The following is a 24,141-nucleotide window of genomic DNA, read 5'->3' as shown; positions in this document are numbered from 1 at the left end:
ATAGGTGATCCGCGCGCCCGGGTCAAAGCGTGCGTTCCACGTGGAACATCCCGCTATTTGCCGATGCAGAACCGGCCGAAGAGCGCGTCGAGCATGTCCTCGGTCGAACTGCGCCCGACCAGGCGGTCGAAGGCGGCGCGGGCCTGCCGCAGGTGCTCGGCGACGATCAGCGGGTCGATCGCCTGCCCGATCCCGTCGAGCGCCGCATGGGCTTCGGCCACCAGCCCCGCCTGCCGCTCGGTCAGCGCCACGTCCCCCGGCGCCGGCAGGGCCGCGCGGGCATGGCCGATCATCCGTTCGCGCAGTACGTCCAGTTGCTCGCCGGTGCGCGCGGACACCGCCATCGCGCCGCGCGACTTGGTCTGCCGCGCGGGATCGTCGGCCTTGGCATCGATCTCCCATGCGCCGGCCGGCCCCTGCCCTTCCGGCCCGAGCCAGAGGACGAGGTCGGCCCGCTCCACTTCCGCCTGGGCGCGGGCAATGCCGATCGTCTCGATCTCGTCGCCGGCGGTGCTGTCGCGCAGGCCCGCGGTATCGACGAAAGTGAAGGGAACCCCGGCCAGCGCGACCGACCGTTCGATCACGTCGCGCGTGGTGCCGGCTATGGGCGAGGTAATGGCCGCCTCGTTCTCTACCAATGCGTTGAAAAGAGTTGATTTTCCGGCGTTGGGCGGGCCTGCGAGAACCACCCTGAACCCTTCGCGCAGGACGCGGGCGCGCGGGCGGGCAAGCCAGGCGCCAAGCTCGCCCGCGAGCGCGGCAACGCGTTCGCCGAAGCCCTGCCCGAGGTCGCCGGCGTCTTCCTCGTCCGAGAAATCGAGCGCGGCCTCGACCTCGGCAGAGAGCGCCAGGACACGGTCACGCCAAGTTCCGACCTCTTGCGACAACCGCCCCCCGGCCAGCGCCATCGCGGCGCGCCTTTGCAGCTCGGTTTCCGATTCGAGCAGTTCGGCCAGCCCCTCGGCCTCGGCCAGGTCGATCCGGCCATTGGCGAAGGCACGCCGGGTGAACTCCCCCGGGGTCGCCGGTCGCAGCCCGGCGCACCGGGCGAGCGCCGCCTCGACCGCGGCGACCACCGCGCGCCCGCCGTGGAGGTGAAGCTCGGCAATGTCTTCCCCGGTCGCGGTGCGCGGCCCCGGCATCCACAGAACGAGCGCGTGATCGAGCGGCCCGCCCTCCGCGTCGCGCAGCGTCCGCGCCGCCGCGCACCGCACCGGGGGCAGCCTGCCGCCCGCCAGCATGCGCAAGGCCTCGCCCGCGGCCGGGCCGCTGACGCGAATGACCGCGATGCCGGCCGGCGGCGATCCGCTCGACAGCGCGAAAATCGTGTCGCGGGGCAAGCCTGCCGCCCCTCAGTCGGTTCCGCCTTCGGGCTTCCTGTCCCCCTTCCGGTCGGCCCGCGACGCGCCTTCGACGAAGCTCTGGAACATCTTCAGCCCGATCTGCCCCATCGGCGCGAGCTGCCGGGCATAGTCCTGCAGCTGGTCGGGGTTGCTGACCCCCTTCATCGCCTTGGCCATCATGTCGACATAGACGTCGTTGGCCTTGCCCACGTCGGGCAGGCCCATGAAGGTCCGGGCCTCTTCGGGCGTGCAGTCGATCTCGATATGGACCTTCATCGCGTTTCCTCCGTTGGGGTCGGGGGACAAACTGGGTTTGGCATTGCCCCCGCGCAAGCGTTAAGCCTGCCGATGGCGATCGCAACCGCCATGATGGCCAGGACTGGAAGGGACAAGGATATGAGCGAAACCGCGAAGATCGAAACGCTTTCGGGCAGCGACAGCTTTTCCGCCTACGTCGCGCGTCCCGAGGGGCAGGCCCGCGCGGCGATCGTCGTGATCCAGGAAATCTTCGGCGTGAACGCCGGCATCCGGCGCAAGTGCGATCGCCTGGCCGAAGACGGCTATCTCGCGGTGGCGCCGGACCTGTTCTGGCGACTGGAACCGGGGGTCGAGCTCGATCCCGATGTCGAGCCCGAGTTTCAGCGCGCGCTCGACCTGATGGGCAAGTTCGACCAGGACACCGGCATCGGCGATATCGAGGCGACGATCCACTGGATCCGGCGCAGCGAAGGCGTGGAGAAGGTCGGCGCGGTCGGTTACTGCCTCGGCGGGCGGCTGGCCTACATGACCGCGGCACGCACCGACGTCGATGCCTCGGTCGGTTACTACGCGGTCGGGATCGACGATCTCCTGCGCGAAAAGCACGCGATCGCGCGCCCGCTGATGCTGCATGTCCCGACCGAGGATGGGTTCGTCGATGCGCAGACGCAGGCCGCGATGCACGAGGGACTGGACGATCATCCCAGGGTGACGCTGCACGACTATCCCGGGCTCGACCACGGCTTCGCGACCGAGTTCGGCAAGCGGCGCGACGAAGACGGGGCCCAGCTGGCCGATTCCCGCACCGCCGAGTTCTTCGCCCGCCACCTGGCCTGAGCGCGCGGCGGCGATGATCAACCGCGCACCCCTGCGGTTCTCCGGCAAAGTGGCGGGGCGCTTCGCGGCGCCGGTCGTCCTGCTGCTTCTCTCGGCCCTGTTCGCGGCCTGGCCGCCGCTGCGCTGGGGGCTGGTGGCCACCCTGCCGCTGCTGGCCCTGGCGCTGTGGGATTTCTTCCAGCACCGGCACACCTTGCGCCGCAACTACCCCCTGGTCGCGCGCATCCGCTGGCTGATGGAGGACCTGCGCCCCTATGCCCGCGCCTACGTCGTCGAAGGCGACCTGGAGGGCCGGCCGTTCAACCACGACGAGCGCGCACTGGTCTATGCCCGGTCGAAGGGGGAGCTCGATTCGCATCCCTTCGGGACCGAGCTCGACGTCTATTCGGACGAGTACGAGTGGCTCGGCCATTCGATCGTGCCCAACGAGCAGGCCCCGGCCGACTGGCGGATCGACGTGGGCAGCTCGCAGTGTTCGCGCCCCTATTCCGCCTCGCTGCTCAACATCTCGGCGATGAGCTTCGGCTCGCTCTCCGCCAATGCCGTGCTCGCGCTCAACAAGGGCGCGGCGGCGGGCGGTTTCTATCACGACACCGGCGAAGGCGGGATCTCGCGCTACCACCGCGAGCACGGGGGCGATCTCGTCTGGGAAATCGGCAGCGGCTATTTCGGGTGCCGCGACGCGCAAGGGCGCTTCGACCCGGCCCGCTTCGCCGACAATGCCCAGGCCGATCAGGTCAAGATGGTCGAGATCAAGCTGAGCCAGGGCGCGAAGCCGGGCCACGGCGGGGTCCTTCCCGGCGCCAAGGTGACTGCCGAAATCGCCGAAGCCCGCGGCGTAACCCCCGGAAAAGACTGTATTTCCCCGGCCGCCCACGCGACCTTTTCGACCCCGGTCGAGCTGCTCGAATGGGCGGCACAGCTGCGCGACCTCTCGGGCGGGAAGCCGATCGGCCTGAAGCTCTGCGTGGGCAAGCCGCACGAGGTCTTCGCGCTGGCCAAGGCGATGCGCGAAACGGGGATCCGGGTCGATTACATCATCGTCGACGGCGGCGAAGGCGGAACCGGGGCCGCGCCGGTCGAAATGTCCAACCGCGTGGGCATGCCGCTGCGCGAAGGGCTGATCCTGATGCGCAACGCGCTGGTCGGGTGCGACCTGAAGGACGAAGTCCGCCTCGCGGCCGCGGGCAAGATCCACTCGGGCGCGGGCATGGCGATGAGCTTCGGCCTCGGCGCCGACTGGTGCAATGCCGCGCGCTCCTTCATGTTCGCGCTCGGCTGCGTCCAGTCGATGCGCTGCCACGACGATACCTGCCCGACCGGGATCACGACCCAGGACGCGACCCGCCAGCGCGGGCTGGTGGTGGATGACAAGGCCGAACGGGTGACGCGGTTCCACCGCCACACCCTCCACGCCCTGCGCGAGCTGGTCGTATCGATGGGGCTCGACAATCCCTGGCAGATCGAACCGTGCAATATCTCCGAACGGCAGAACAGCGCGCGGTCGGACAGCATCGACCAGATCTACCAGTTCCTCGAGAGGGGGCAGCTCCTCGCCGATCCCGGCTCGACCCAATATGCCCGCGAATGGGCCTATGCCCGCACCGACAGCTTCGCCCGCGCGCTCTGACCCGCCCGGCCCCGGTCAGCGCCCGCCGCCCCGGTGCGGCGAGATCAGTTGAGGCGGGAAAAGTTCACCACCATCTGCCGGATTTCCGGCTCGAGCGCGCCGGGCAGGATGGCTTCCACGGCGTCGCGGCGCTCGGCCGGGTCGTCGGCCAGCCACAAGCGCTCCATCGCCCATTCGGGGCACGCGCGCTGCTGCGTCGGGCGATCGTAGAGCCGCACCATGCCGTGGTGGCGCCGGTCGCGCGCGAGGCGGTTCATCAGCACGATCAGCTCGGCCTGCTGCCCTTCGATCATCTGCAGGAAATTGCGCCCGTTGTAGAGCAGGAAGCCGGTGATCCCGTTGGTCGCGTTGTTGCGCACGGCAGTCGCGAGAATGGCCGCCACATCCCCTTCGGGGAGCGAAGGGGCGGTGCTGATATAGACGAATTGTCGGATGTCGGTCCTCCGCGCCGGGGTCGAGAAAAGCCTGGTCCCGGTCAGAGGATCAGCTGGATGCAGCGGCCGTCCTTAGACGATCGAAGCCGCGCAATCCACCCGCCCCCGCGAAACATCCGCCCACGCGAAACACGCGCGACGCCTCGAACGCCGGCCGGGCCTAGTCCCTTTCTCCGGCGGCTGCGTCCATATGGGCGAGAACGAAGGCGACCCGATCGGCAACCCCGGCCAGCGGAAGGTCGACCGGCGCATAGCCGTAGTCGCGCCAGGCAGCGCAGACGGCGGCATCGCTCGCACGGGCGTCGTCCCAGTCCTGGATCCGTTCGTCGTCGCGGCGATAGATCGCGCGCCATGGCGGGGCGCGAAAGACCGGCCCGTCATAGCGCAGGTTCCGGCAGGCCTCGTCGATCGGCGCCGGCACCGGCAGGCCTTTCAGCCGCAGGAAGCCGACGATGTCGGGAAAGCCGCGATCGTAGACGATCGGCGAACCACCCTCCTCCGCGCGGCGATATGCGGCCAGTTCGGCATCGAACATGGCCCGCGCGAACCCCTGCGGGTCGTCGCGCCGCAGCGCCATGCCGCCGGGCTCGCGCAGGAGGGCGCGGGCCACCTCGGGCTCGGTCGCCAGTCCGCGCGCGGCGAGCGCATCGATCAGGGTCGATTTCCCCGTTCCGGGCCCGCCGGTGACGACCGTGCGAAGCGGGGCCGCCACGCCCGGCCCTTACTGGTTCATCGTGGCGAAGAAATCCTCGTTGGTCTTGGAATCCTTCATCTTGTCGAGGAGGAATTCCATCGCGTCGACCGTGCCCATCTGCATGAGGATGCGGCGCAGGACCCACATCTTCGACATGATGTCCTTCGACACCAGAAGCTCTTCCTTGCGGGTGCCGGACTTGCCGACGTCGAGCGCGGGGAAGATCCGCTTGTCGGCGACCTTGCGATCGAGCACGATCTCCGAATTGCCGGTGCCCTTGAACTCCTCGAAGATCACCTCGTCCATCCGGCTGCCGGTGTCGATCAGCGCGGTGGCGATGATCGAGAGCGACCCGCCTTCCTCGATATTGCGCGCCGCGCCGAAGAAGCGCTTGGGCCGCTGCAGCGCATTGGCATCGACGCCGCCGGTCAGGACCTTGCCCGAGCTGGGCACGACCGTGTTGTAGGCCCGGCCGAGGCGCGTGATCGAATCGAGCAGGATCACCACGTCCTTCTTGTGCTCGACCAGGCGCTTGGCCTTTTCGATAACCATTTCAGCAACTTGCACGTGACGCTGGGCCGGTTCGTCGAACGTGGAGGAAATCACTTCCCCGTTCACGCTGCGCTGCATGTCGGTCACTTCCTCGGGCCGTTCGTCGACCAGGAGGACCAGCAGGAACACCTCGGGGTGGTTGTCGGTGATCGCCTTGGCAATATTCTGCATCAGCACCGTCTTGCCGGTCCGCGGCGGGGCGACGATCAGCGCGCGCTGCCCCTTGCCCTGCGGCGAGATGATGTCGATCACCCGCGCGCTCTTGTCCTTCACCGTCGGATCGAGCGTGTCGAGGCTCAGCTTCTCGTCGGGATAGAGCGGGGTGAGGTTGTCGAAATTGGTCCGGTGGCGAACCTGGTCGGGATCGTCGAAGTTGACCTTGCTGAGGCTGGTCAGCGCGAAATAGCGTTCGCCGTCCTTCGGCGCGCGGATCTCGCCCTCGACGGTGTCGCCCGTCCTCAGGCCCCACTTGCGGATCTGGTTCGGCGAGACGTAGATGTCGTCGGGCCCGGCGAGATAGTTCGCCTCGGGGCTGCGCAGGAAGCCGAAGCCGTCCTGCAGCACCTCGATCGTGCCGACGCCCATGATCTTCTCGTCGTATTCCTCGTCTTCGGCGAGCTCGCGCAGGATGCAGAACATCAGGTCCTGCCGGCGCATCGTCGAAGCCCCTTCGACACCGAGTTCCTCGGCCATTTCGACCAGCTCGGCGGGGGCTTTCTGCTTCAGTTCTTTCAGGTGCATCTTCGAAAATCCGTGGTGGAAATGGCCAGGAGGTCGGTGGGGCCCGGCGCCGCGGGGGACGCAGGGGCATGCTTGGGGAAAGCGGACCCGGCAACCGCAGGTCGTGCGGCGCCTCAGCCGTAAGGGAAGTGGGGGAAATACGCCCGCCGGCAGGCGCCGTCAATTCGCATTTCGCCGGCCCGGCCCGCGCGCGCGGCGACCGGTCAGAACGGGCGCACGACCACCAGGACGACGATCAGCGCGGCCGCGATCCCCGGCACTTCGTTGAGCAGGCGCAGCCGCCGCCCTTCCAGCCGGCGATCGCCCGCGGCAAGCTTGCGCGCGTAGCCCGCCATCCAGCCGTGATAGGCGGACAGGGCCAGGACCAGCGCCAGCTTGCCGTGGAACCAGCCCTGGCTCCACGCATCGACGGTGAAGGCCAGCGCCAGGCCGAGGATCCACACGACCGCGATCGAGGGCGCGAGGATGATCCTGAGCAGGCGCCGCTCCCGCTCGACCCAGGCGGCTTCCTCGGCCGATCCCGGCGCCGTTTCCTGGTGGTAGACGAAGAACCGCGGCAGCATGAACAGGCCCGCCATCCAGAAGATCACGAAGATCAGGTGGCCGGCCTTCAGCCAGGGGTAGAGCGTGCCGAGAATCTCCTGCATGGGCCCGGTCTAGGCCCGGGCGCCGCGTTCGTCACCCCCCGTCATCGCGCCCCCTCGTTCCGCCGCGCCGCGGACCGTTTCGATCAGCGTCTCGACATGGGCGATCGGCGTGTGCTGGCCGATCCCGTGGCCGAGGTTGAAGACGTGGGGGCGCCCGGCGAAAGCGCCGAGGATCGCCCGCGTTCGCGCGACCAGCCGGTCGCCCCCGGCCAGCAGGAGCAGCGGATCGAGATTGCCCTGGACCGGCATGTCGGCGGGCAGTTCGCGGTTGACCCACTCGGGGTCGAGCGCCTCGTCCACGCCGACCGCGTCGACCCCGGTTTCCCGCGCGTAGGCCGGCAGCTTCTCGCCCGCCCCCTTGGGAAAACCGATCACCGGCACGCCGGGGAACCGTGCGTGGATGGCCCCGGCGATCGCCGCATTGGGCGCGACGACCCAGCGTTCGAACTCGTCGGGGGCGAGGCTGCCGGCCCAGCTGTCGAACAGTTGCACCGCTTCCGCACCCGCCTCGATCTGGCCGGCGAGGTAATCGATCGTGACCGAGGCGATCCGGTCGATCAGCGTGCGGAAGGCGGCCGGGTCGCGATAGGCCATCGCGCGCGCGGCGTGCTGGTCGCGGCTCCCCTCCCCCGCGACCATGTAGGTCGCCACGGTCCAGGGGCTGCCAGCAAAGCCCAGCAGGGTCGTCCCCTCGCCCACCCGCGCCTTCACCCGTCGCACCGTCTCGTAGATCGGGGCCAGCCGTTCGGGCACGGCCTCCAGCTCGGCCAGCGCGCTTTCGGCCAGCGGGGGCGAGAGCCGCGGCCCCTCGCCGGCGACGAAGGCCAGGTCCTGCCCCATCGCATAGGGGACGATGAGGATGTCCGAAAACAGGATCGCCCCGTCGAAACCGAACCGATCGATCGGCTGCATCGTGATCTCGGCCGCGGCCTCGCTGTCATAGACCAGTTCGAGGAAACCGCCCTTGCGCGCCCGCAAGGCGCGGTACTCGGGCAGGTAGCGGCCGGCCTGGCGCATGAGCCACAGCGGCACGCGATCGCATGGCTTGCCGTTCAGGGTATCGAGGAGAAGGCCGGGCATTCGGGAAGGTCCAATCAATAAAATAAGAGTCTTTAATAAGGATTCTGGAGTCTGTTGGCCCTGTGGATAGCGGGGACGGTTCGGCCCTGCCCGATTTCTCCCGCCCTGAACAGGCCCGGGCGGTTCGGGACTCGCCGCGATTGCGCGTCAATCGATCGTTTTCCCCGCTGTCCCCAGCCTGTCGACAACCGGCCCGCCCTGTCCAGAACCCCGGCGCGATCGGGCCGGTAGCGGGCACGAATCCGGTGCCCGAACTTGTCGCCAGCCTTGTCCCGTGGTTTATGCCGCACATTCTCCACAGCCGATCGTCCAAGGACGCACCCGCCCGGATGACCCGTCTCCACCTCCATCTCGTGTCCGATTCCACCGGCGAAACGCTGGAAATGGTGGCCAAGGCGGCGCTGGCCCAGTTCGACGATGCCGAGATCGTGCGCCATTTCTGGCCCATGGTCCGTTCGCGCCAGCACCTTTCGCGCATCCTGCCCGATCTCGCCGACAATCCGGGGCTGGTTCTGTTCACGCTGGTCAACCCGGAAACGCGCGCGACGCTGGAAGAGCATTGCCGCCAGGCGGGCCTGCCGGCCGTCCCCGCGCTCGACGCCGTGACCGAGGCGCTCGAGACGCAGCTGGGCCAGGCGGCGCACGGCCGGCCGGGCCGGCAGCACGCGATGGACGATGCCTATTTCCGGCGGGTCGACGCGATCCATTTCACCATCGCGCACGACGACGGCGTGGGGTGGGAAGACTGGGAAGAGGCCGATATCGTTCTCGCCGGCGTCTCGCGCTCGTCGAAGACGCCGACCAGCATTTACCTCGCCAACCGCGGCTACAAGGTCGCCAATATCCCGCTGGTCATGGAAAGCCCGCCGCCGCCCTCGCTCTTCGCCTTGCGGCGCCCGCTGGTCGTGGGGCTGACCACCGCGCCCGAACGACTGGTGCAGATCCGGCGCAACCGCCTGCTGAGCCTGAACGAGGGGACCGAGACATCCTATGTCGACAACGAACGGGTGCGGGCCGAGGTGCAGTTCGCCCGCCGCATGTTCGCCGACAACGGCTGGCCGGTGATCGACGTCACCCGCCGCTCGATCGAGGAGACCGCCGCGGCGGTGATCCGCCTCCACGCCGAACGCGGCGACCGGCGCGACGAGACCGGGCCGTCGGCGCTGTCGGGGGGCAAGCCGATATGATCGTGCTCGCATCCAGAAGCGCCTCGCGCGCGGCCATGCTGGCGGCCGCCGGGGTCGCCTTCGAGGCCCGGCCCGCGCCGATCGACGAGCGCGCGCTGGAGGCCGCGATGGACGGCGCGGCCCCCGGCCAGGTGGCGCTCGCGCTGGCCGAGGCCAAGGCCCTCGCGGCGGGCGACCCGGCCGTGCCCGTGCTGGGAAGCGATTCGCTGGTCGTGGTCGATGGCGCGCGCTTCGACAAGCCGGCCGACCGGGACCGGGCGGCCGAGCACCTGCGGGCCTTTTCCGGCCGCACGATGGAGCTGCATTCGGCCGCCGCGATCGCGCGCGGGGGCACGATCGCCTGGCGCCACGCAGCGGTCGCGCGGCTGCAGGTGCGCCGCCTGTCGCAACGGTTCATCGAAAGCTACCTCGATGCCGAGTGGCCCGCGGTGTCGCACTGCGTCGGGGCGTTCCGGATCGAGGGGCCCGGGGTCCAGCTGTTCGAGACGATCGAGGGCGACCATTTCACGGTCCTGGGCATGCCGCTCCTCCCCGTGCTCGGCGCCCTGCGCGACATGGACGTGCTGCCGGCATGACGCGCCTGATTGCAGAAGTGATCGGCGACCCGATCGGTCATTCGAAGTCGCCGGCGATCCACGGCTTCTGGATTGCCGAACTCGGGCTGGAGGCGGATTACCGCGCGCACCGCGTCACGGCGGAGGGACTGGGCGACTATCTCGCCCGCCGGCGCGCCGAGCCGCAATGGCGCGGGTGCAACGTGACGATGCCGCACAAGCAGGCGATCATCCCCCTGCTCGACCGGATCGATCCCTTCGCCGCGCGGGTCGGGGCGGTCAACACCGTCGTGCGCGAGGGCGAGGAACTGGTCGGCTACAACACCGACGTCGCGGGCTTTCTCGAACCGCTCGGCCCGGTGCTGGAGCGCCGGCACCTGTTTCGCATGGCACGCGTGCTGGGCACGGGCGGCGCGGCGCGGGCGGTCGTCGCCGGGCTGGTCGATCACGGGTTCACGCTGGTCGTCGCGGGCCGCAACCCGGACAAGGCGCGCGCCCTGCTCGACCGGTTCGATCCCGAAGGCGAGCACCACGTGGCCGAACTGCGCCATTTCGCCGCGCCGACGGCGTTCCGGTTCGACGACCGCGCGCATTGCTGCGATCTCGTGATCAATGCCAGCCCGCTGGGAATGCGCGGCCAGCCGCCGCTCGCTTTCGACTGGAGCCATGCCCCGCCGGGCAGCATTGCCTACGACATCGTGACCGACCCGGTGGAGACCGGGTTCCTCGCCGATGCACGCGCGGCCGGCTTCGACACGATCGACGGTCTCGCCATGCTGATCGGCCAGGCGCGCGAGGCCTTCGCCCGCTTCTTCGGCCGGCAGCCCCCGCGCGAGCGCGACGCCGCCCTGCGCGAAAGAATCGCGCCATGACCCAGCCGCGCATTGTCGGGCTGACCGGGTCGATCGGGATGGGCAAGTCGACCGTCGCGGCCATGTTCGCGCGTGCCGGCGTGCCCGTGTTCGATGCCGATGCCGAAGTGCGTGCGCTCCAGGGGCCGGGCGGCGACCTGCTGGCGCCGATCGAGGCGGCTTTCCCCGGCACGACGGGCCCCGACGGGGTCGATCGCGATCGCCTGGGGCGCGAGGTGTTCGGCAATGCCGAGGCGCTGGGCCGGCTGGAGGCAATCGTCCATCCCGCCGTCGCCCGCCGCCGCGAAAGCTTCCTGCTCGAACACGCGGGCGCGCCCCTGGTCGTGTTCGACATCCCCTTGCTGTTCGAGAAAGGCGGGCACGCGTCGGTCGATACCGTGGTCGTCGTCTCCGCGCCCGAGGACGTCCAGCGCGAGCGGGTTCTCGCCAGGCCGGGAATGACGCCGGAAAAGTTCGCGCAGATCCTCGCGCTCCAGGTGCCCGACGCGGAAAAGCGTCGGCGCGCCGACCACGTGATCGACACCGGCGTGCCCCTTGCCCAGACCGAGGCCGCGGTGCGCGACCTCGCCGCCCGCCTCGCGCGCTAGCGCCGGGGGCAAAAAAGGCGCGATCCCCCTTGTCACCGGCCGGCCGGAGTCCGATAGATAGCGCAATGCGCGAGATCGTGTTCGACACCGAAACCACCGGCCTAGACCCCGCCAGCGGGGACCGGATGGTCGAGATCGGCTGTGTCGAGCTGATGAACCGCGTACCCACCGGGCAGACCTTCCACGCCTATTTCAACCCGGAACGCGACATGCCCGCCGGGGCCGAGGCGGTCCACGGCCTGTCGAGCGCCTTCCTGGCGGACAAGCCGCTGTTCCGCGACACGGCGCAGGCCCTGCTCGAATTCATCGCCGATTCGCCGCTCGTCGCGCACAACGCGGCGTTCGACTTCGGCTTTCTCAATGCCGAACTCTCGCTCTGCGAGCGCGAGGCCGTGTGCATGAGCCGGATGATCGACACGGTTGCGCTGGCGCGCAAGCGGCACCCGGGCGCGAAGCTCTCGCTCGATGCCTTGTGCAGCCGTTACGGCGTCGATCGCAGCCACCGGGTGAAGCACGGCGCCCTGCTCGATGCCGAGTTGCTCGCCCAGGTCTATGTCGAATTGACCGGCGGGCGGCAGATCGGGCTGGAATTGGCGGCCGAGACCTCGCGCACCGACGTGATCGCCGTCGTCAGCCGCCCCCGGGCGCAGCGGACCCCGCGGCCGGCGCGGCCCCACGCGGCCAGCGCCGAAGAGCTTTCCCGGCACCGGGCCTTCCTCGCGCGCATGGAGGCGCCGCTTTGGAGCAGCTGACCGGGATCGGGGGGTCGCACTAGCAACGGAGAAGACCGTCGATGGATATTCGCGTTTCAGGCCACCAGATCGAAACCGGCGCTGCCCTGCAGGACCACGCTGCCGACCGGCTCAACAGCATCGTCGACAAGTACTTCAACCGGGCGCTCGCCTCGCAGGTCACGTTCGGCAAGGCCCCGGCGGGCGCGTTCAGTTGCGACATCGTGACCCATGTCATGCAGGGAACCGTGGTGAAGGGCCATGCGGAGGCGCAGGACGCGCACCAGGCCTTCGACCGCGCGGCGGAAAAGATCGACAAGCAGCTGCGCCGTTACAAGCGCCGCCTGCAGGACCGCCATGCCCAGGCCGTCCACGCCCAGCGCGAGGAAGAGGCCGCCTATACGATCTTCGCCGCCCCGGACGAGGAAGCGGAGGAGGTCGCGGGCGACGACACGCCGATGATCGTTGCCGAAACGACCGCCGATATCCCGGAAACCAGCGTGGCCGACGCGGTGATGATGCTCGACCTGCGCGACACCAATGCCCTGTTCTTCAAAAACGCTGGCACGGGGCGGCATAATATGGTCTATCGCCGCCGGGACGGTTCGATCGGCTGGGTCGAGCCACGTTGACCGGCAGGGCATGCCAACCCGCACGCCCTGGAAAAATCCGCCGGATTGCAGGGATATAATTCCCGAACGCCGCGTTATCGACGCTCCCTTACGCCGATCCGCGGCGCGTTGGACAGAATCACGACCGAACGATGAATGCACATTTCAGATTGATTCCCGAGGCCATCGCGATGAGCGATGCGCCATCCAAGCCCGCCGTGCTGGAAGCGCTGGCCGCCTGTTTCGAGAATGCCTACGGCATTCGCGCGGCGGACGTGCTCGAGGCGCTGGACGAGCGCGAGAAGCTCGGCAGCACCGGGTTCGGCCGCGGGGTCGCGATACCGCACGCCCGGCTGGGGCAGGTCAACCGCCCGGTTGCCGCCCTGCTCAAGTTGTCGTCCCCGGTCGCCTTCGACGCGGCCGACGGCATGCCGGTGGAGCTCGCCTTCGGCCTGATCTCGCCCGAGAACGCGGGTGCGGCGCATCTCCACGCGCTCGCCGCGATCTCGCGCATGGTGCGCGAGGAAACTACGCATCGCATCCTGATGGAGGCCACCGACGCGGAAACGCTGCGCGCTTCGCTGGCCAATGCCAACGACCGTGACGTCGCCTGAAACCCCGTCCGGCGCCGGGCCGCATTACCGCGCGCTCGAATCGCTCTACAGCTCGGCCCCGGTCAACGCCCTGTTCGATTCGCGGCTGGACATCGTCGGCGAGGGGCAGACCCGGATCGAGTTCACCGTGACCGAGGCGGCCTATCACGCCGCCGGGGCGGCCCACGGCACGATCTATTTCAAGATGCTCGACGACGCGGCCTTCTATGCCGCGAACACGCTGGTCACCGATCGATTCCTGCTCACGACCTCGTTCAACCTCCATTTCACCAAGCCGGTGAAGGCGGGCAAGGTCCTCGCCGAAGGGCGCTGGGTCAGCGGCCGCCGGCGGGTCCTCGTCGCCGAATCGCGCCTGGTGGACGGCGAGGGGGACGAGGTCGGCCGCGGTACCGGGACCTTCATGCGCTCGCGCATCGCGCTTTCCAGCCTGCCCGGCTACCGCTCGCACGGGGGCTGACATGGAGGGCGCGCGCCTGCCCGCCCACCTCGAGGCCCATGCCATCCTGCGCCTGGCCGAATCGCTCGGGGGATTCGCCTCGGTTATCGAAAAAGGTGAACGCGACGCCGGCACCCTGCTGGTGGTAACGATCTATCGCAGCGAGCCGGCGCGCCTTTTCGAAAGGATGCCGCAGCTCGACGGATCGCGGCGATTCGTACAGGCTCGGATTCAAGATACTGAAAACCCTGAGGAATTTTGGGACTATCTGAAAAAGCGGAAGCGCCAGGACGGCGATATCTGGATTCTGGAGGCAGATATCGCGGACCATGCACGGTTCGTCGCAGCAATTAACGGATAAGTTGACATGAAACGGCCGCACCCTATTTGGCCGCGCAACTCTCCGAGGCGCAGGCGGTTCGGGCGGCAATGTGGCCGCGCAACTGGCACGCAGACGGGGAACGGCCGGCAGGCCCGATAACTGGACCCACCATACAACGCCAAGAAACGCGATCAGGTCCCAGCCTGCGACAGTGCTCGTTCACCGCCCAGATATGACGGATAGATGAGTCGCAAGACCCGCTTTTCCCTGTACGCGGCCCTCGCCGCATGCACGGCTTTTACGATTGCCAGCGCCGAAGGTTCCGGCGCCAATGCCCAGCCGGGCGAGAACCCCGAAATTGCCGAGACGGCCGTGACCGAAGAGGTCGTGCCGGTCTTCGTCGAAAACGAAGTCGTCCAGCCGGTGCCCGAACGGGCGGCCGAGGACGAGGTGGACGCCGCGGTGTCCTCGGCATCCTCGCTGCGCGAGCTTGTCCGCCGCATACCCGACCGCGAGGCGCTGTCCCGCGACATGGAATGCCTGGCCGGCGCCGTCTATTTCGAATCGCGCGGGGAGCCGCTTGCCGGCCAGCTCGCGGTGGCGCAGGTCGTGATCAACCGCGCCGATTCGCATCTCTTCCCCGAAAGCTATTGCGCCGTGGTCTACCAGCGCGCGCAGTTCTCCTTCGTTCGCGGCGGCACGATGCCCCGCATCCGCCGCGGTTCGGCCGCGTGGAAGCGCGCGAAGGCGGTGGCGCGGATCGCGCACGAGGGGCTGTGGGAAAGCGAGGCGGCCGATTCGCTCTATTTCCACGCGAACTACGTTCGCCCTGCCTGGAGCCGCACGAAGCAGGCCCGGGCGACGATCGACACCCACATCTTCTACCGCTGACCGGGCGATGGCCGGGAAGGGGCGGGCCGCGCATGGCCTGCCCCCTGCCCCTGCGCACAGCCCCGCCCGGGGTTTTCCGGCCGCGGATCAGTCGCCGATCTCGACCCAGACCGGGGCGTGGTCGCTGGCTTTCTCGCGCCCCCGATACTCCTTGTCCACGCCGGCCGCGGTCATCCGGTCGGCCAGCTCGGGGCTCAGCAGCAGGTGGTCGATGCGAAACCCGTGGTCGCGCGGCCAGGCCCCGGCCTGGTAGTCCCAGAACGTCCATACCCCGCCCCGCGGATTGAGCGTGTCGATCGCGTCGGTCCACCCGTCGGCCAGCAGGCGCCGATAGGCCGCGCGCGATTCGGGCTGCATCAGCGCGTCGCTGGCCATCGCGGCCGGCGACCAGACGTCCTTGTCTTCCGGAATGACGTTGAAATCGCCCACTACGGCGCAGGGAATCTCCTGCGCCCACAACTCGGCCATGCGCGCGCGCAGGCGGTCCATCCAGGCGAGCTTGTAATCGAACTTCGGGCCCGGCTGCGGGTTGCCGTTGGGCAGGTAGATGCAGGCGATCCGCACGCCGTTGACGTCGGCCTCGATATAGCGGGCGTGCAGGTCCTCCGGATCGCCGGGCAGCGTGCGCTGTGCCTCGACCGGTTCGACCCCGTCGGCGAGGATGGCGACGCCGTTGAAGCCCTTCTGGCCATGCCAGATCGCGCGATAGCCGATCTTCTCGAACTCGGCGGCGGGGAAGCTTTCGTCCTGGCTCTTGATTTCCTGCAGGCAGGCGACCGCGGGGCGGGTCTCCTCGAGCCACTCGATCAGCCGCGGCAGGCGCGCCTTGACCCCGTTGATGTTGAAACTGGCGATGCGCACCGGGCTCCCCTTCTTCGGCGGGCCGGCCCGGCATGCGGGGCGCGGCCGTTTGCGTCGGGTGCCAGCGCTAGACAATAACCGGGGGGCGCGACAAGCGCGCGCGCCCGCGACCGGTCAGATTCCGAAGCTCGATCCGCAGCCGCAGCCGGCCGCCGCATTGGGGTTTTCCACACGGAAGGCCGCGCCGCCCAGCGATTCGACGAAATCGACCGTGCTGCCCGCGACGAGGTCGAGGCTGACCGGATCGACGACCAGGCGCACGCCGTCGGTCTCGCTCACGCTGTCGTCGGCGTCGGGCGCATCGGCCAGGTCGAAGCGGTACTGGAAGCCCGAACAGCCCCCGCCCTCGACCGAGAGGCGCAGGAGCGCCGGTTTCGACTGGCGCTCGGCGATCCAGGCGACTCGCTTCGCGGCGGCGGGGGTCAGGGAAGGAATATCGGCCATGGACGGGATATGGGCGCTCCGGCCCGCGCCCTCAAGCCGTGCGGATGTAATCGCGCATCGCGGCCGCCTCGCGCTCGGCCTCGTCGATGCGCGACTTGACCAGGTCGCCGATCGAGATGAAGCCGCACATCACCTCGCCTTCCATTACCGGCAGGTGCCGGATGCGCCGCCGCGTCATCAGCGAAAGCGCCTCGTCCACCTTGGTCGCCGGGGTCGCGGTGATCGCCGGCGCCGTCATCACCTCGCGCACCGAGCGGTCGAGCGCGGCGCCGCCTTCTTCGGCCAGGCAGTAGAGCACGTCGCGTTCGGAAACGATCCCGGCGACGCGCCCCCCCTCCATCACCGGCAGGGCGCCGATCCGCCGCCGGGCGAGCGTCGCCACGACATCGCGCACCCGCGCGTCGGCATCGCACCGGACGATCTCGGCGCTCGAACGGCCTGCGATAAGCCTTGCTATCTCCATGATATTCCACCTCCTCCGCGGAAATGCGGAGGATGCCATGAAACGCGCGCCATTGCCAATCGCCGGCGGACGGCCCAAAGACGGGCCCCATGGTACCGCCTTCCCCGCTCGACGATCCCGACAAGGCCGCGTTCGCCTGGGCGCGCTACAAGCGCCTGATGCGCGCCATGGTCCTGGTGACCCTGGTGGTCGTCGCGCTGGTCCTGGCCTATCTCTACCTGACCGACAGCGCGCACTCGTTCCATTTCTACATCGCCACTGCGCTCGGCGTGGGCGCGACGATGATGCTCACGGCGGCGCTGATGGGCCTGGTGTTCCTTTCCAGCGGCACCGGCCACGACGAGAGCGTGACCGACCTGACCGAGGACGAGCGCGAGCGCTGATCCCCGCCCGGCTCAGTGCCGGTACAGCGCGTCGAGACGCGGCCCGTAGCGTTCGCGGATCTTGTGCCGGCGGATTTTCATCGACGGCGTCATTTCCTCGTTCTCGATCGTGAACGGCTCGTCCGCGAAGGCGAACTGGCGGATTTTCTCGATCACCGACAGCTCGCGGTTCACCTCGTCGATCACCGCGCGGATCGCGCTGCGGAAGGCGGGCAGGTCCTGCAGCGCCGGCAGGTCGAACTTCTCGCCATTCGCGCGCGCCCATTCGAGCGCCCATTCGGCATCGGGCACGATCAGGCCGACGACATAGGGGCGCTTGTCGCCGCTCACCATCGCCTGCGCGATCTCGGGCCGCAGCGTCAGCATGCCTTCCAGCTTCTGCGGCGCGACATTGTCGCCCTTGTCGTTGACGATCATGTCCTTCTTGCGATCGGTGATCACGATCCGGCCATTCTCGTCCAGGTGGCCGATATCGCCGGTGTGGAGCCAACCGTCCTTCAGCGCGCGCTCGGTCTCCGCCTTGTTCTGCCAGTAACCGTGCATGACCAGCTCGCCCCGGCAGAGGATCTCGCCGTCGTCGGCGATCGCGATCTCGACCCCGCGCAGCGGCGGGCCGACCGTGTGCATGGCAATCCCGGCGCGCGGGCGGTTGCAGCTGATGACAGGCCCGGCCTCGGTCTGGCCATATCCCTGCAGCATGGTCAGCCCCATCGACTGGAAGAACACGCCGACTTCGGGGTTGAGCGGCGCGCCGCCCGAAACCATCGCCTTGATGCGCCCGCCGAAACGCTGGCGGATCTTGGGCCGCAGCAGCCGTTCCAGCACGAAGTCGAGCGTCTTGTCGCCCAGGCGGTAGCGGCCTTCCGCCTTGCGCTGGCCGAGCGCGAGCGCGCGGTCCATCAGGGCCTTGGCCGCGCCGCCCTGCTTGTCCACTTGCTTCATGATCCGCTGGCGCAGGACCTCGAACAGGCGCGGGACGACGACCATGATCGTCGGGCGCGTTTCCTCTATGTTGCTGGCCAGTTTCTCTAGCCCCTCGGCATAGAAGATCTGCGCCCCCACGGCGATCGGCAGGCATTGCCCCCCCGTGTGCTCGTATGCGTGGCTGAGCGGCAGGAACGAGAGGAAGCGGTCGTCCTCGTCGAGGCCGAAGTCGTTTGCCAGGATTTCCGCCGCGCCGGCGACGTTGCACAGGATCGCGCCGTGGTGCTGCAGCACGCCGCGCGGCGCGCCGCCGGTGCCGCTGGTATAGATGATGCAGGCGGTGTCGGACCGGCCGACCGAGGCCATCCGCTTATCGACCGCCTCGCGCGCGGCGGCTGCATCGCCTTCGGTCATGGCCGACCAGCCGTGGCAGGTCAGGCTGCCCGACTGGTACTGGCGAATGCCGTCGATCGGGATCACGTGCTCGGCAATCCCGGTCCGCATGATCGCGGGCAGCAGCGGCTGCGACAGCTTCTCGGTCGAAACGATCACCGCGCGGGCGCCCGAGTTGTCGAGGATATGGACGTGGTCGCGCTCGGTATTGGTGACATAGGCGGGCACCGTCACGCAGCCGGCCGCCATGATCGCGAGGTCGGCGATGCACCACTCGGGCCGGTTTTCCGATACCAGCATGACCCGGTCCCCGTCCTCGAGGCCGAGCGCGCGCAGGTTCTGGGCCAGGACGCAGACCGTTCGGGCCGCCTCGCGCCAGGACATCGTCTGCCAGGTGCCGTCGCGCTTCGCCCCCAGGAAAGGGGCGTCCCCCTTGGCGTCGGCGCGCCGGAGAAACAGTTCGACGAGGTTGTTCGCCGCATCGATGTCAGACAATTGCAAGGCTAGGGGCTCCTGATCCCGCATCCGGCTTCGTCGTGGCCGGTCGCGGTGAATTACGCGCCTGCCGCGGCGCCAGCAAGCCTGCATCGGGGCCGCCCGGTGGCATGAGCGGTGGGATGGGCGGTGGCACGGGCGCGGGGCGGGGGTCAGGGGACCACGATCTGCGCGGCGATCCGCGGATCGCGCGCCGGCGTCCACTTGCCGTCGCGATAGAGGACCGCGTTGGCCTTCAGCCCCACTTCGCGGGCGGTGACCGTTTCGTGCCCCAGCGCGCGCAGCCGCGGGATCGCCCGTTCGAGCCAGGTGCCCTTTTCCACCAGCACGGCGTCGCCGTAAGCCATGGCGAAAGGCAGGGCGAGCGCGGCCTCGGCGTCGAGGCCGAAATCGATCACGCCGACGATGCTGCGCGCGGTCTGGACTGGGATCGTGCTGCCGCCGGCCGCGCCGATCGCCAGGACGGGCCGGCCCTGCGGGTCCCAGACCACCATCGGCGCCATCGAGCTGCGCGGCCGCTTGCCCGGCTCGACCCGGTTGGCGACCAGGCGCCCCTCGACCGTGGGCGAGCGGCTGAAATCGGTCAGCTCGTTGTTGAGGAAGAACCCGCCGCTCATCAGGCCCGAGCCGAAGGCGCTCTCGATGGTGGAAGTATAGCTGACCATCGTGTTCGCGCCATCGACCACCGCGAAGTGCGACGTGCCGCGCTCTTCCGGCTCGTCGCCGTCGGCCAGGGCGCGCGGGGCGCCTTCGGGGACCCCGGCGGCGACGGTCGCCATCGTCGCGTCGGGCGCGATCAGCGCGCTGCGCCGCGCAAGGTAGCCCGGATCGACGAGGCCCGCGACCGGCACCGATACGAAATCGGCATCGGCCAGGTACAGCTCGCGGTCGGCATAGGCGAGGCGCTGCGATTCGACGAAGAGGTGCCAGGTCACCGGGTTGTCCACGCCGAGCGCGGCAAGGTCGAAGCGTTCGAGCTGGCCGAGGATCTGCAGCACGGCGACGCCGCCCGACGTGGGCGGGCCCATCCCGCAGATGCGATAATCGCGGTAGGTCCCGCAGACCGCGTCGCGCGCCCTGGCCTCGTAGGCGGCGAGATCGCCCGCGGTCATCGCGCCCGCGCGCGGCGTCTCGGCGGCGACCGTCGCGGCCAGGGACGCTGCCCGCTCGCCGTGATAGAAGGCCTCGGGCCCGCCGGCGGCGATCGCTTCCAGCGTCTCGGCCAGCGCCGTGTTCACCACCAGGTGCCCGGCGGGGTGCGGATTGCCTTGGGCATCGAAGAACAGCGCGCGCCCTTGCGCGGTCCAGCCCGCCCGCTCGGCCGTTCCGGCCAGCGAGCGGTGGAGCCGCGGGGTCATGCGGAACCCGTCGCGCGCCAGCTCTATCGCCGGTTCGAACAGCCGGGCCCAGGGCAGCCTGCCATGTTGCCGGTGCGCCAGCGCGGCCAGCGCGACATTGCCCGGGACGCCGACGCTGAGCCCGCTCCTGACCGATTCGGAAAAGGGCGGGACTTCGCCGTTCTCGTCGAGGAACCAGTCGGGCGTCGCCCCGGCCGGCGCGGTTTCGCGCCCGTCGAAGGTTTCCACGGTGCCATCGGCCGTGCCGCGAACGAGGAAGCCCCCGCCGCCGATGCCCGAGCTTTGCGGTTCCACCACGGTCAGCGCCAGCATCGTCGCGATCGCCGCGTCGGTCGCGCTGCCACCGGCGCGCAGCATGGCGAGGCCGGCGGCCTCGGCGCGCGGGTCGGCGGCGCTGACCGTCCCGGCCACGCCGGCGGCGGAAGCGGGCGGCAGGTCGGCCGGGGTGGGCGCGGACGCGGATGCCGGCGGGGGCGGCGCGGTGCAGGCGGCGAGCGGGAGGACGGCGGCGAGCGACAGGATGGCGTGGCGGATCATGCCTGCCGGGCTATTCGCTCCCGACCGCCTCGGCAAGCGTTGCAAAGCCCTCGCGCCGCATCAGCGTTTCCAGCCCGCGAACGATGCCGCGGGCAATCCCGGGCCCGTGGTAGACCATGGCGCTGTAAAGCTGGACCAGGCTGGCCCCGGCGCGGATGCGGGCCCAGGCGTCCTGCGCGCTGGCGATCCCGCCCACGCCGACGAGCGGGATCGCGCCGCCGGTCGCCGAACGGAAATCGCGCAGGCGCTGCTGCGCCAGGTCGCGCAGCGGGGCGCCCGACAGGCCGCCGGCTTCGCCCGCGTGGGGGGAGGCGAGCGCGGGGCGCGAGATCGTCGTGTTCGACACGATCAGCGCGCCCAGTTGCCGTTCCAGCGCGATCCGCGCGATTGCGTCGATATCCGCCGGCTCGAGGTCGGGCGCGACCTTGAGGAAGACCGGCGGGCCCGCCTCGGGCCGCGCCGCCAGGACCGCGTCGAGCAGCGCGACGAGCGCGCCCTCGTCCTGCAGCGCGCGCAGGCCCGGGGTGTTGGGGCTGGATATGTTGACCGTGAGATAGCTGGCCCAGGGCGCGAAACGGCGCGTCAGCGCGACGTAATCGGCGATGCGATCGGGCGAATCCTTGTTCGCCCCGATGTTGATGCCGAGGATTCCGGCGCGCGCGCCCCGGCGGCGAAGCCGTGCCTCGGCCGCCGCGGCCCCGCCGTTGTTGAAGCCCATGCGATTGATCACCGCGCGGTCTTCCTCCAGCCGGAACAGGCGCGGGCGCGGGTTGCCGGCCTGCGGCCGCGGGGTGATCGAGCCGACTTCGACCGAGCCGAAGCCGAGGCCCAGGACCGCGTCGGGCACTTCGGCATCCTTGTCGAAGCCCGCGGCCATTCCCACCGGGTTGGGGAACGAAAGGCCGGCAACCTCGATCCCGAGCAGCCCGCCCGCCTGCGGCCTGCGTGCGGGGGCGACCTTCAGCGCCGCGATCGTCGTGCGATGCGCGGTTTCGGGGTCGAGGGCGAACAGCGCGGGGCGGACGAGGCGGAACAGCATGGGCCGATGCCTATGGCAAGCGGCCGCATCGCTGTCGACCGGGGCCGGCTGCCGACACAATTTTGCAACATAATTTCTCCGCCTGGCTGTCGCAAACATACAATCGTTCGCAGCCGACTCGTCTAGAGGAGCTTTGCGACCCGAAGGGCCCGGCGCCACCCGGCGCGGGGTTCTTGCCTTTTGCGGGGCGGTGCCGCTTTGCCGGCGCCGCCCCCTTTTTGTCCGGCTGGCCAGCAGGCGATTTTCGCGCCACAAGCCCGGTGGATGGAACAAGGAGGTCGCAGATGACGAAGACGAAACGGCTGGTCGCGCTCGGCGCATCGGTTGCCGCCCTGGCGATGGCGGGTGGCGCCCAGGCCCAGACACAGGCACAGGAAGCGGGCGCCGCCGATGCGCAGGCGCGGCAGGTCATCGTCCTGCCGGGGCCCGAGGCGGGGATCGACGCCCTGTTCGAAGCCTACGACGAGGCCCAGCTCTCGCTCTCCCCGCTGTCCAAGGCCTACCGCGGCATCCGCGACGAGGACTATGGCGAATGGGGCGACGTCAGCGATGCGGGGGAACGGCGCCAGCACGAGCTGCTCCAGGCGGCGGCCGAAACGATGCGGGCGAACTTCGACCCCGATGCCCTGCCCCCGCAGGATGCGCTGAGCTATCGCCTGTTCGATGCAATGGCGAAGCGGCGCGCCTCGCTCTTCGCCTTCCGCGACTATGGCTATATCTTCGACCAGATGAACGGCGCGCAGAGCGAGCTGCCGGCCTTCCTCATCAATATCCACTCGGTGGCCGACGTGCAGCAGGCGCGCGACTACATCAGCCGGATCAAGCGGCTCGGCCCGGTGCTCGATACCCTCGTGGCCGAATCGCGCGAACGCGCGGCGGAAGGGATCATGCCGCCCGACTGGGTCTATCCCTACGTCATCTCGGACATCGAGAACCTGCTGGGCGCCGGCGCGGACAACGCCGTGCTCGAAGACTTCGAAGGCAAGGTGGCCGCGCTCGACCTGCCGCCGGCCGAGCGGGCGGACCTGGTCGCCCGGGCGCACCAGGCCTGGGACGTGTCGGCCCGCCCGGCCTATCGGCGCCTGCTCGCCGAAATGCGCCGCCAGCAGCCGATGGCGCCGACGCAGGACGGCGTGTGGCGGTTCGAACGCGGCGACGAATACTATGCCGCCCTGCTCGCCAACTACACGACGACCGATCTCACCGCGGACGAGATTCACCAGATCGGGCTCGACAACGTCGCCCGGATCCACCGCGAGATGCGGGCGATCATGGACCAGGTCGGTTTCGAGGGGACGCTGCAGGATTTCTTCCACCACGCGCGCACCGATCCGCGGTTCTACTACGAAACGCGCGAGGAGTACCTCGCCGACGTGGAGAAGCACCGCGTCGCGATCGAGCGGGTGCTGCCCGATTTCTTCGCCACCCTGCCGACCGACCCGATGGTGGTGAAACCGGTCGAGGCCTTCCGCGAGAAGAGCGCGGGCAAGGCTTTCTATTCGCGCCCCGCGCCCGACGGGTCGCGCCCCGGCACTTATTACGTCAATCTCTACAACCTCAACGACATGAGCCGGAACGAGCTGGAGGCCCTGTTCTACCACGAGGGGCTGCCGGGCCACCACCTCCAGCTCTCGATCCAGACGCAGCTGGGCGACGTGCCGGCCTTCCGCCGGTTCGGCGGGATTACCGCCTATTCCGAGGGGTGGGGCCTCTATGCCGAGGAACTGGGCAAGGACATGGGCTTCTACACCGATCCTTATTCCGATTTCGGCCGGCTGGGGATGGAACTGTGGAGAGCCTGTCGACTGGTTGTCGATACCGGCCTGCACCACAAGCGCTGGAGCCGGGAGGAGGCGATCGCCTACCTGACCGAGAACACCCCCAACCCCGAGGGCGACATCCGCAAGGCGATCGAACGCTATGCCGTCTATCCCGGGCAGGCGACCGCCTACATGATCGGCAAGCTCAAGATCATGGAGCTGCGCGAAAGTGCGCGTGCGCAGCTGGGCGAGCGGTTCGACATTCGCGGGTTCCACGACGCGATCCTGAAGAGCGGCCCGGTCCCGCTGTCGATCATGGAGGAGAACGTCGAGGCCTGGGTCGCCTCGCAGAAGGGGGCCTGAGCCGGCGGGGCCGGGCCCGGCCACTCGCTAACGACTCGCAACTGGCGGTTTTCCGTTGAAAACCGCCGCCGCGGTCCATACCTGCAAATCGGAACGAAAA

General features: G+C 69.2%; 27 protein-coding genes. 14 read left to right on the top strand and 13 right to left on the bottom strand.

What is annotated here, in order from left to right; genetic code table 11:
* Window positions 1-53: 53 nt before the first annotated feature.
* Both mnmE and T8T98_RS15230 read right to left on the bottom strand, forming a co-directional pair.
* A complete protein-coding gene (mnmE, locus tag T8T98_RS15235) occupies window positions 54-1,340 on the bottom strand; it encodes a tRNA uridine-5-carboxymethylaminomethyl(34) synthesis GTPase MnmE (RefSeq protein ID WP_251104591.1) in 1,287 nt (428 codons plus the stop codon).
* 12 nt (window positions 1,341-1,352) lie between these two features.
* Window positions 1,353-1,619, bottom strand: a complete 267-nt coding sequence (locus tag T8T98_RS15230; RefSeq protein ID WP_160733475.1) for a DUF6489 family protein — start codon at window positions 1,617-1,619, stop codon at window positions 1,353-1,355.
* Between the two features lie 120 nt (window positions 1,620-1,739).
* On the opposite strand from T8T98_RS15230, the gene T8T98_RS15225 reads away from it, so the two are divergent.
* Together T8T98_RS15225 and T8T98_RS15220 are read left to right on the top strand one after the other, a co-directional pair.
* Window positions 1,740-2,438, top strand: coding sequence for a dienelactone hydrolase family protein (locus T8T98_RS15225; protein ID WP_251104592.1), 699 nt, complete (start codon window positions 1,740-1,742; stop codon window positions 2,436-2,438).
* Window positions 2,439-2,451: 13 nt separating this feature from the next.
* Window positions 2,452-4,068 (top strand): FMN-binding glutamate synthase family protein, encoded by a 1,617-nt coding sequence (locus T8T98_RS15220; protein WP_251104593.1) that lies wholly within the window; start codon window positions 2,452-2,454, stop codon window positions 4,066-4,068.
* Between the two features lie 44 nt (window positions 4,069-4,112).
* Here T8T98_RS15220 and T8T98_RS15215 read toward each other — a convergent pair whose 3' ends face one another.
* From T8T98_RS15215 to hemE, 5 genes are all read right to left on the bottom strand, one after another.
* Complete coding sequence (locus T8T98_RS15215; protein WP_251104594.1) at window positions 4,113-4,451, bottom strand: BLUF domain-containing protein; 339 nt, start codon at window positions 4,449-4,451, stop codon at window positions 4,113-4,115.
* Window positions 4,452-4,662: 211 nt separating this feature from the next.
* On the bottom strand, window positions 4,663-5,214 hold the full coding sequence (locus T8T98_RS15210) for an AAA family ATPase (RefSeq protein WP_251104595.1): 552 nt from the start codon (window positions 5,212-5,214) through the stop codon (window positions 4,663-4,665).
* A 9-nt stretch (window positions 5,215-5,223) separates the two neighbouring features.
* Window positions 5,224-6,489, bottom strand: coding sequence for a transcription termination factor Rho (gene rho, locus T8T98_RS15205; protein WP_160733479.1), 1,266 nt, complete (start codon window positions 6,487-6,489; stop codon window positions 5,224-5,226).
* 203 nt (window positions 6,490-6,692) lie between these two features.
* Window positions 6,693-7,136, bottom strand: coding sequence for a CopD family protein (locus T8T98_RS15200; protein WP_251104596.1), 444 nt, complete (start codon window positions 7,134-7,136; stop codon window positions 6,693-6,695).
* 9 nt (window positions 7,137-7,145) lie between these two features.
* Window positions 7,146-8,216 (bottom strand): uroporphyrinogen decarboxylase, encoded by a 1,071-nt coding sequence (gene hemE, locus T8T98_RS15195; protein ID WP_251104597.1) that lies wholly within the window; start codon window positions 8,214-8,216, stop codon window positions 7,146-7,148.
* 329 nt (window positions 8,217-8,545) lie between these two features.
* Between hemE and T8T98_RS15190 the strand changes: the two genes are divergently transcribed.
* The 10 genes from T8T98_RS15190 (at window position 8,546) to T8T98_RS15145 (ending at window position 15,021) form a co-directional block, all read left to right on the top strand.
* Window positions 8,546-9,403 (top strand): pyruvate, water dikinase regulatory protein, encoded by an 858-nt coding sequence (locus tag T8T98_RS15190; protein ID WP_160733482.1) that lies wholly within the window; start codon window positions 8,546-8,548, stop codon window positions 9,401-9,403.
* A complete protein-coding gene (locus tag T8T98_RS15185; RefSeq protein WP_251104598.1) occupies window positions 9,400-9,978 on the top strand; it encodes a Maf family protein in 579 nt (192 codons plus the stop codon). The genes T8T98_RS15190 and T8T98_RS15185 overlap by 4 nt, the downstream gene beginning before the upstream one ends.
* Window positions 9,975-10,829, top strand: coding sequence for a shikimate dehydrogenase family protein (locus T8T98_RS15180; RefSeq protein ID WP_251104599.1), 855 nt, complete (start codon window positions 9,975-9,977; stop codon window positions 10,827-10,829). Before T8T98_RS15185 ends, T8T98_RS15180 begins: the two co-directional genes overlap by 4 nt.
* The gene (coaE, locus tag T8T98_RS15175) at window positions 10,826-11,416 is read left to right on the top strand and encodes a dephospho-CoA kinase (RefSeq protein ID WP_251104600.1); all 591 of its coding nucleotides are present in this window, start codon (window positions 10,826-10,828) and stop codon (window positions 11,414-11,416) included. The genes T8T98_RS15180 and coaE overlap by 4 nt, the downstream gene beginning before the upstream one ends.
* Before the next feature lie 65 nt (window positions 11,417-11,481).
* Window positions 11,482-12,168 carry a DNA polymerase III subunit epsilon gene (dnaQ, locus tag T8T98_RS15170; RefSeq protein WP_251104601.1) on the top strand — a complete coding sequence of 229 codons (687 nt, stop codon included), beginning with the start codon at window positions 11,482-11,484 and terminating at the stop codon, window positions 12,166-12,168.
* Window positions 12,169-12,209: 41 nt separating this feature from the next.
* On the top strand, window positions 12,210-12,779 hold the full coding sequence (gene hpf / locus T8T98_RS15165; protein ID WP_160733487.1) for a ribosome hibernation-promoting factor, HPF/YfiA family: 570 nt from the start codon (window positions 12,210-12,212) through the stop codon (window positions 12,777-12,779).
* A 170-nt stretch (window positions 12,780-12,949) separates the two neighbouring features.
* The gene (locus T8T98_RS15160; RefSeq protein WP_237486950.1) at window positions 12,950-13,372 is read left to right on the top strand and encodes a PTS sugar transporter subunit IIA; all 423 of its coding nucleotides are present in this window, start codon (window positions 12,950-12,952) and stop codon (window positions 13,370-13,372) included.
* Window positions 13,347-13,829, top strand: a complete 483-nt coding sequence (locus tag T8T98_RS15155) for a PaaI family thioesterase (RefSeq protein WP_407675047.1) — start codon at window positions 13,347-13,349, stop codon at window positions 13,827-13,829. The genes T8T98_RS15160 and T8T98_RS15155 overlap by 26 nt, the downstream gene beginning before the upstream one ends.
* A 1-nt stretch (window position 13,830) precedes the next feature.
* A complete protein-coding gene (locus T8T98_RS15150) occupies window positions 13,831-14,169 on the top strand; it encodes a DUF1491 family protein (protein WP_160733490.1) in 339 nt (112 codons plus the stop codon).
* 204 nt (window positions 14,170-14,373) lie between these two features.
* The gene (locus T8T98_RS15145) at window positions 14,374-15,021 is read left to right on the top strand and encodes a cell wall hydrolase (RefSeq protein ID WP_251104603.1); all 648 of its coding nucleotides are present in this window, start codon (window positions 14,374-14,376) and stop codon (window positions 15,019-15,021) included.
* Between the two features lie 87 nt (window positions 15,022-15,108).
* On the opposite strand, the gene xth is transcribed toward T8T98_RS15145, so the two are convergent.
* The 3 genes from xth to T8T98_RS15130 form a co-directional block, all read right to left on the bottom strand.
* Window positions 15,109-15,882, bottom strand: a complete 774-nt coding sequence (xth, locus tag T8T98_RS15140; protein ID WP_160733492.1) for an exodeoxyribonuclease III — start codon at window positions 15,880-15,882, stop codon at window positions 15,109-15,111.
* A 114-nt stretch (window positions 15,883-15,996) separates the two neighbouring features.
* The gene (locus tag T8T98_RS15135) at window positions 15,997-16,326 is read right to left on the bottom strand and encodes a HesB/IscA family protein (RefSeq protein WP_160733493.1); all 330 of its coding nucleotides are present in this window, start codon (window positions 16,324-16,326) and stop codon (window positions 15,997-15,999) included.
* A gap of 31 nt (window positions 16,327-16,357) precedes the next feature.
* On the bottom strand, window positions 16,358-16,789 hold the full coding sequence (locus T8T98_RS15130; RefSeq protein ID WP_160733494.1) for a CBS domain-containing protein: 432 nt from the start codon (window positions 16,787-16,789) through the stop codon (window positions 16,358-16,360).
* An 89-nt stretch (window positions 16,790-16,878) separates the two neighbouring features.
* Here T8T98_RS15130 and T8T98_RS15125 point away from each other — a divergent pair, with 89 nt between their 5' ends.
* Complete coding sequence (locus T8T98_RS15125) at window positions 16,879-17,172, top strand: hypothetical protein (RefSeq protein WP_160733495.1); 294 nt, start codon at window positions 16,879-16,881, stop codon at window positions 17,170-17,172.
* 12 nt (window positions 17,173-17,184) lie between these two features.
* Here the strand turns inward: T8T98_RS15125 and T8T98_RS15120 are convergent, their stop codons facing one another.
* The 3 genes from T8T98_RS15120 to T8T98_RS15110 form a co-directional block, all read right to left on the bottom strand.
* Window positions 17,185-19,014, bottom strand: coding sequence for an AMP-dependent synthetase/ligase (locus T8T98_RS15120; protein WP_251104604.1), 1,830 nt, complete (start codon window positions 19,012-19,014; stop codon window positions 17,185-17,187).
* Between the two features lie 122 nt (window positions 19,015-19,136).
* Window positions 19,137-20,879: a gamma-glutamyltransferase gene (gene ggt / locus T8T98_RS15115; RefSeq protein WP_251104605.1), complete on the bottom strand. Its 1,743-nt coding sequence runs from the start codon at window positions 20,877-20,879 to the stop codon at window positions 19,137-19,139.
* 10 nt (window positions 20,880-20,889) lie between these two features.
* Window positions 20,890-21,918: a quinone-dependent dihydroorotate dehydrogenase gene (locus tag T8T98_RS15110; RefSeq protein ID WP_251104606.1), complete on the bottom strand. Its 1,029-nt coding sequence runs from the start codon at window positions 21,916-21,918 to the stop codon at window positions 20,890-20,892.
* 284 nt (window positions 21,919-22,202) lie between these two features.
* On the opposite strand from T8T98_RS15110, the gene T8T98_RS15105 reads away from it, so the two are divergent.
* Window positions 22,203-24,041 carry a DUF885 domain-containing protein gene (locus tag T8T98_RS15105; RefSeq protein WP_251104607.1) on the top strand — a complete coding sequence of 613 codons (1,839 nt, stop codon included), beginning with the start codon at window positions 22,203-22,205 and terminating at the stop codon, window positions 24,039-24,041.
* Window positions 24,042-24,141 lie beyond the last annotated feature (100 nt).

The organism is Pelagerythrobacter marinus (assembly GCF_034375205.1).
Lineage (GTDB): Bacteria > Pseudomonadota > Alphaproteobacteria > Sphingomonadales > Sphingomonadaceae > Pelagerythrobacter > Pelagerythrobacter marinus.
Note: the sequence above shows the minus strand (reverse complement) of the source record. Positions and strands in the feature narration are given on the sequence as shown.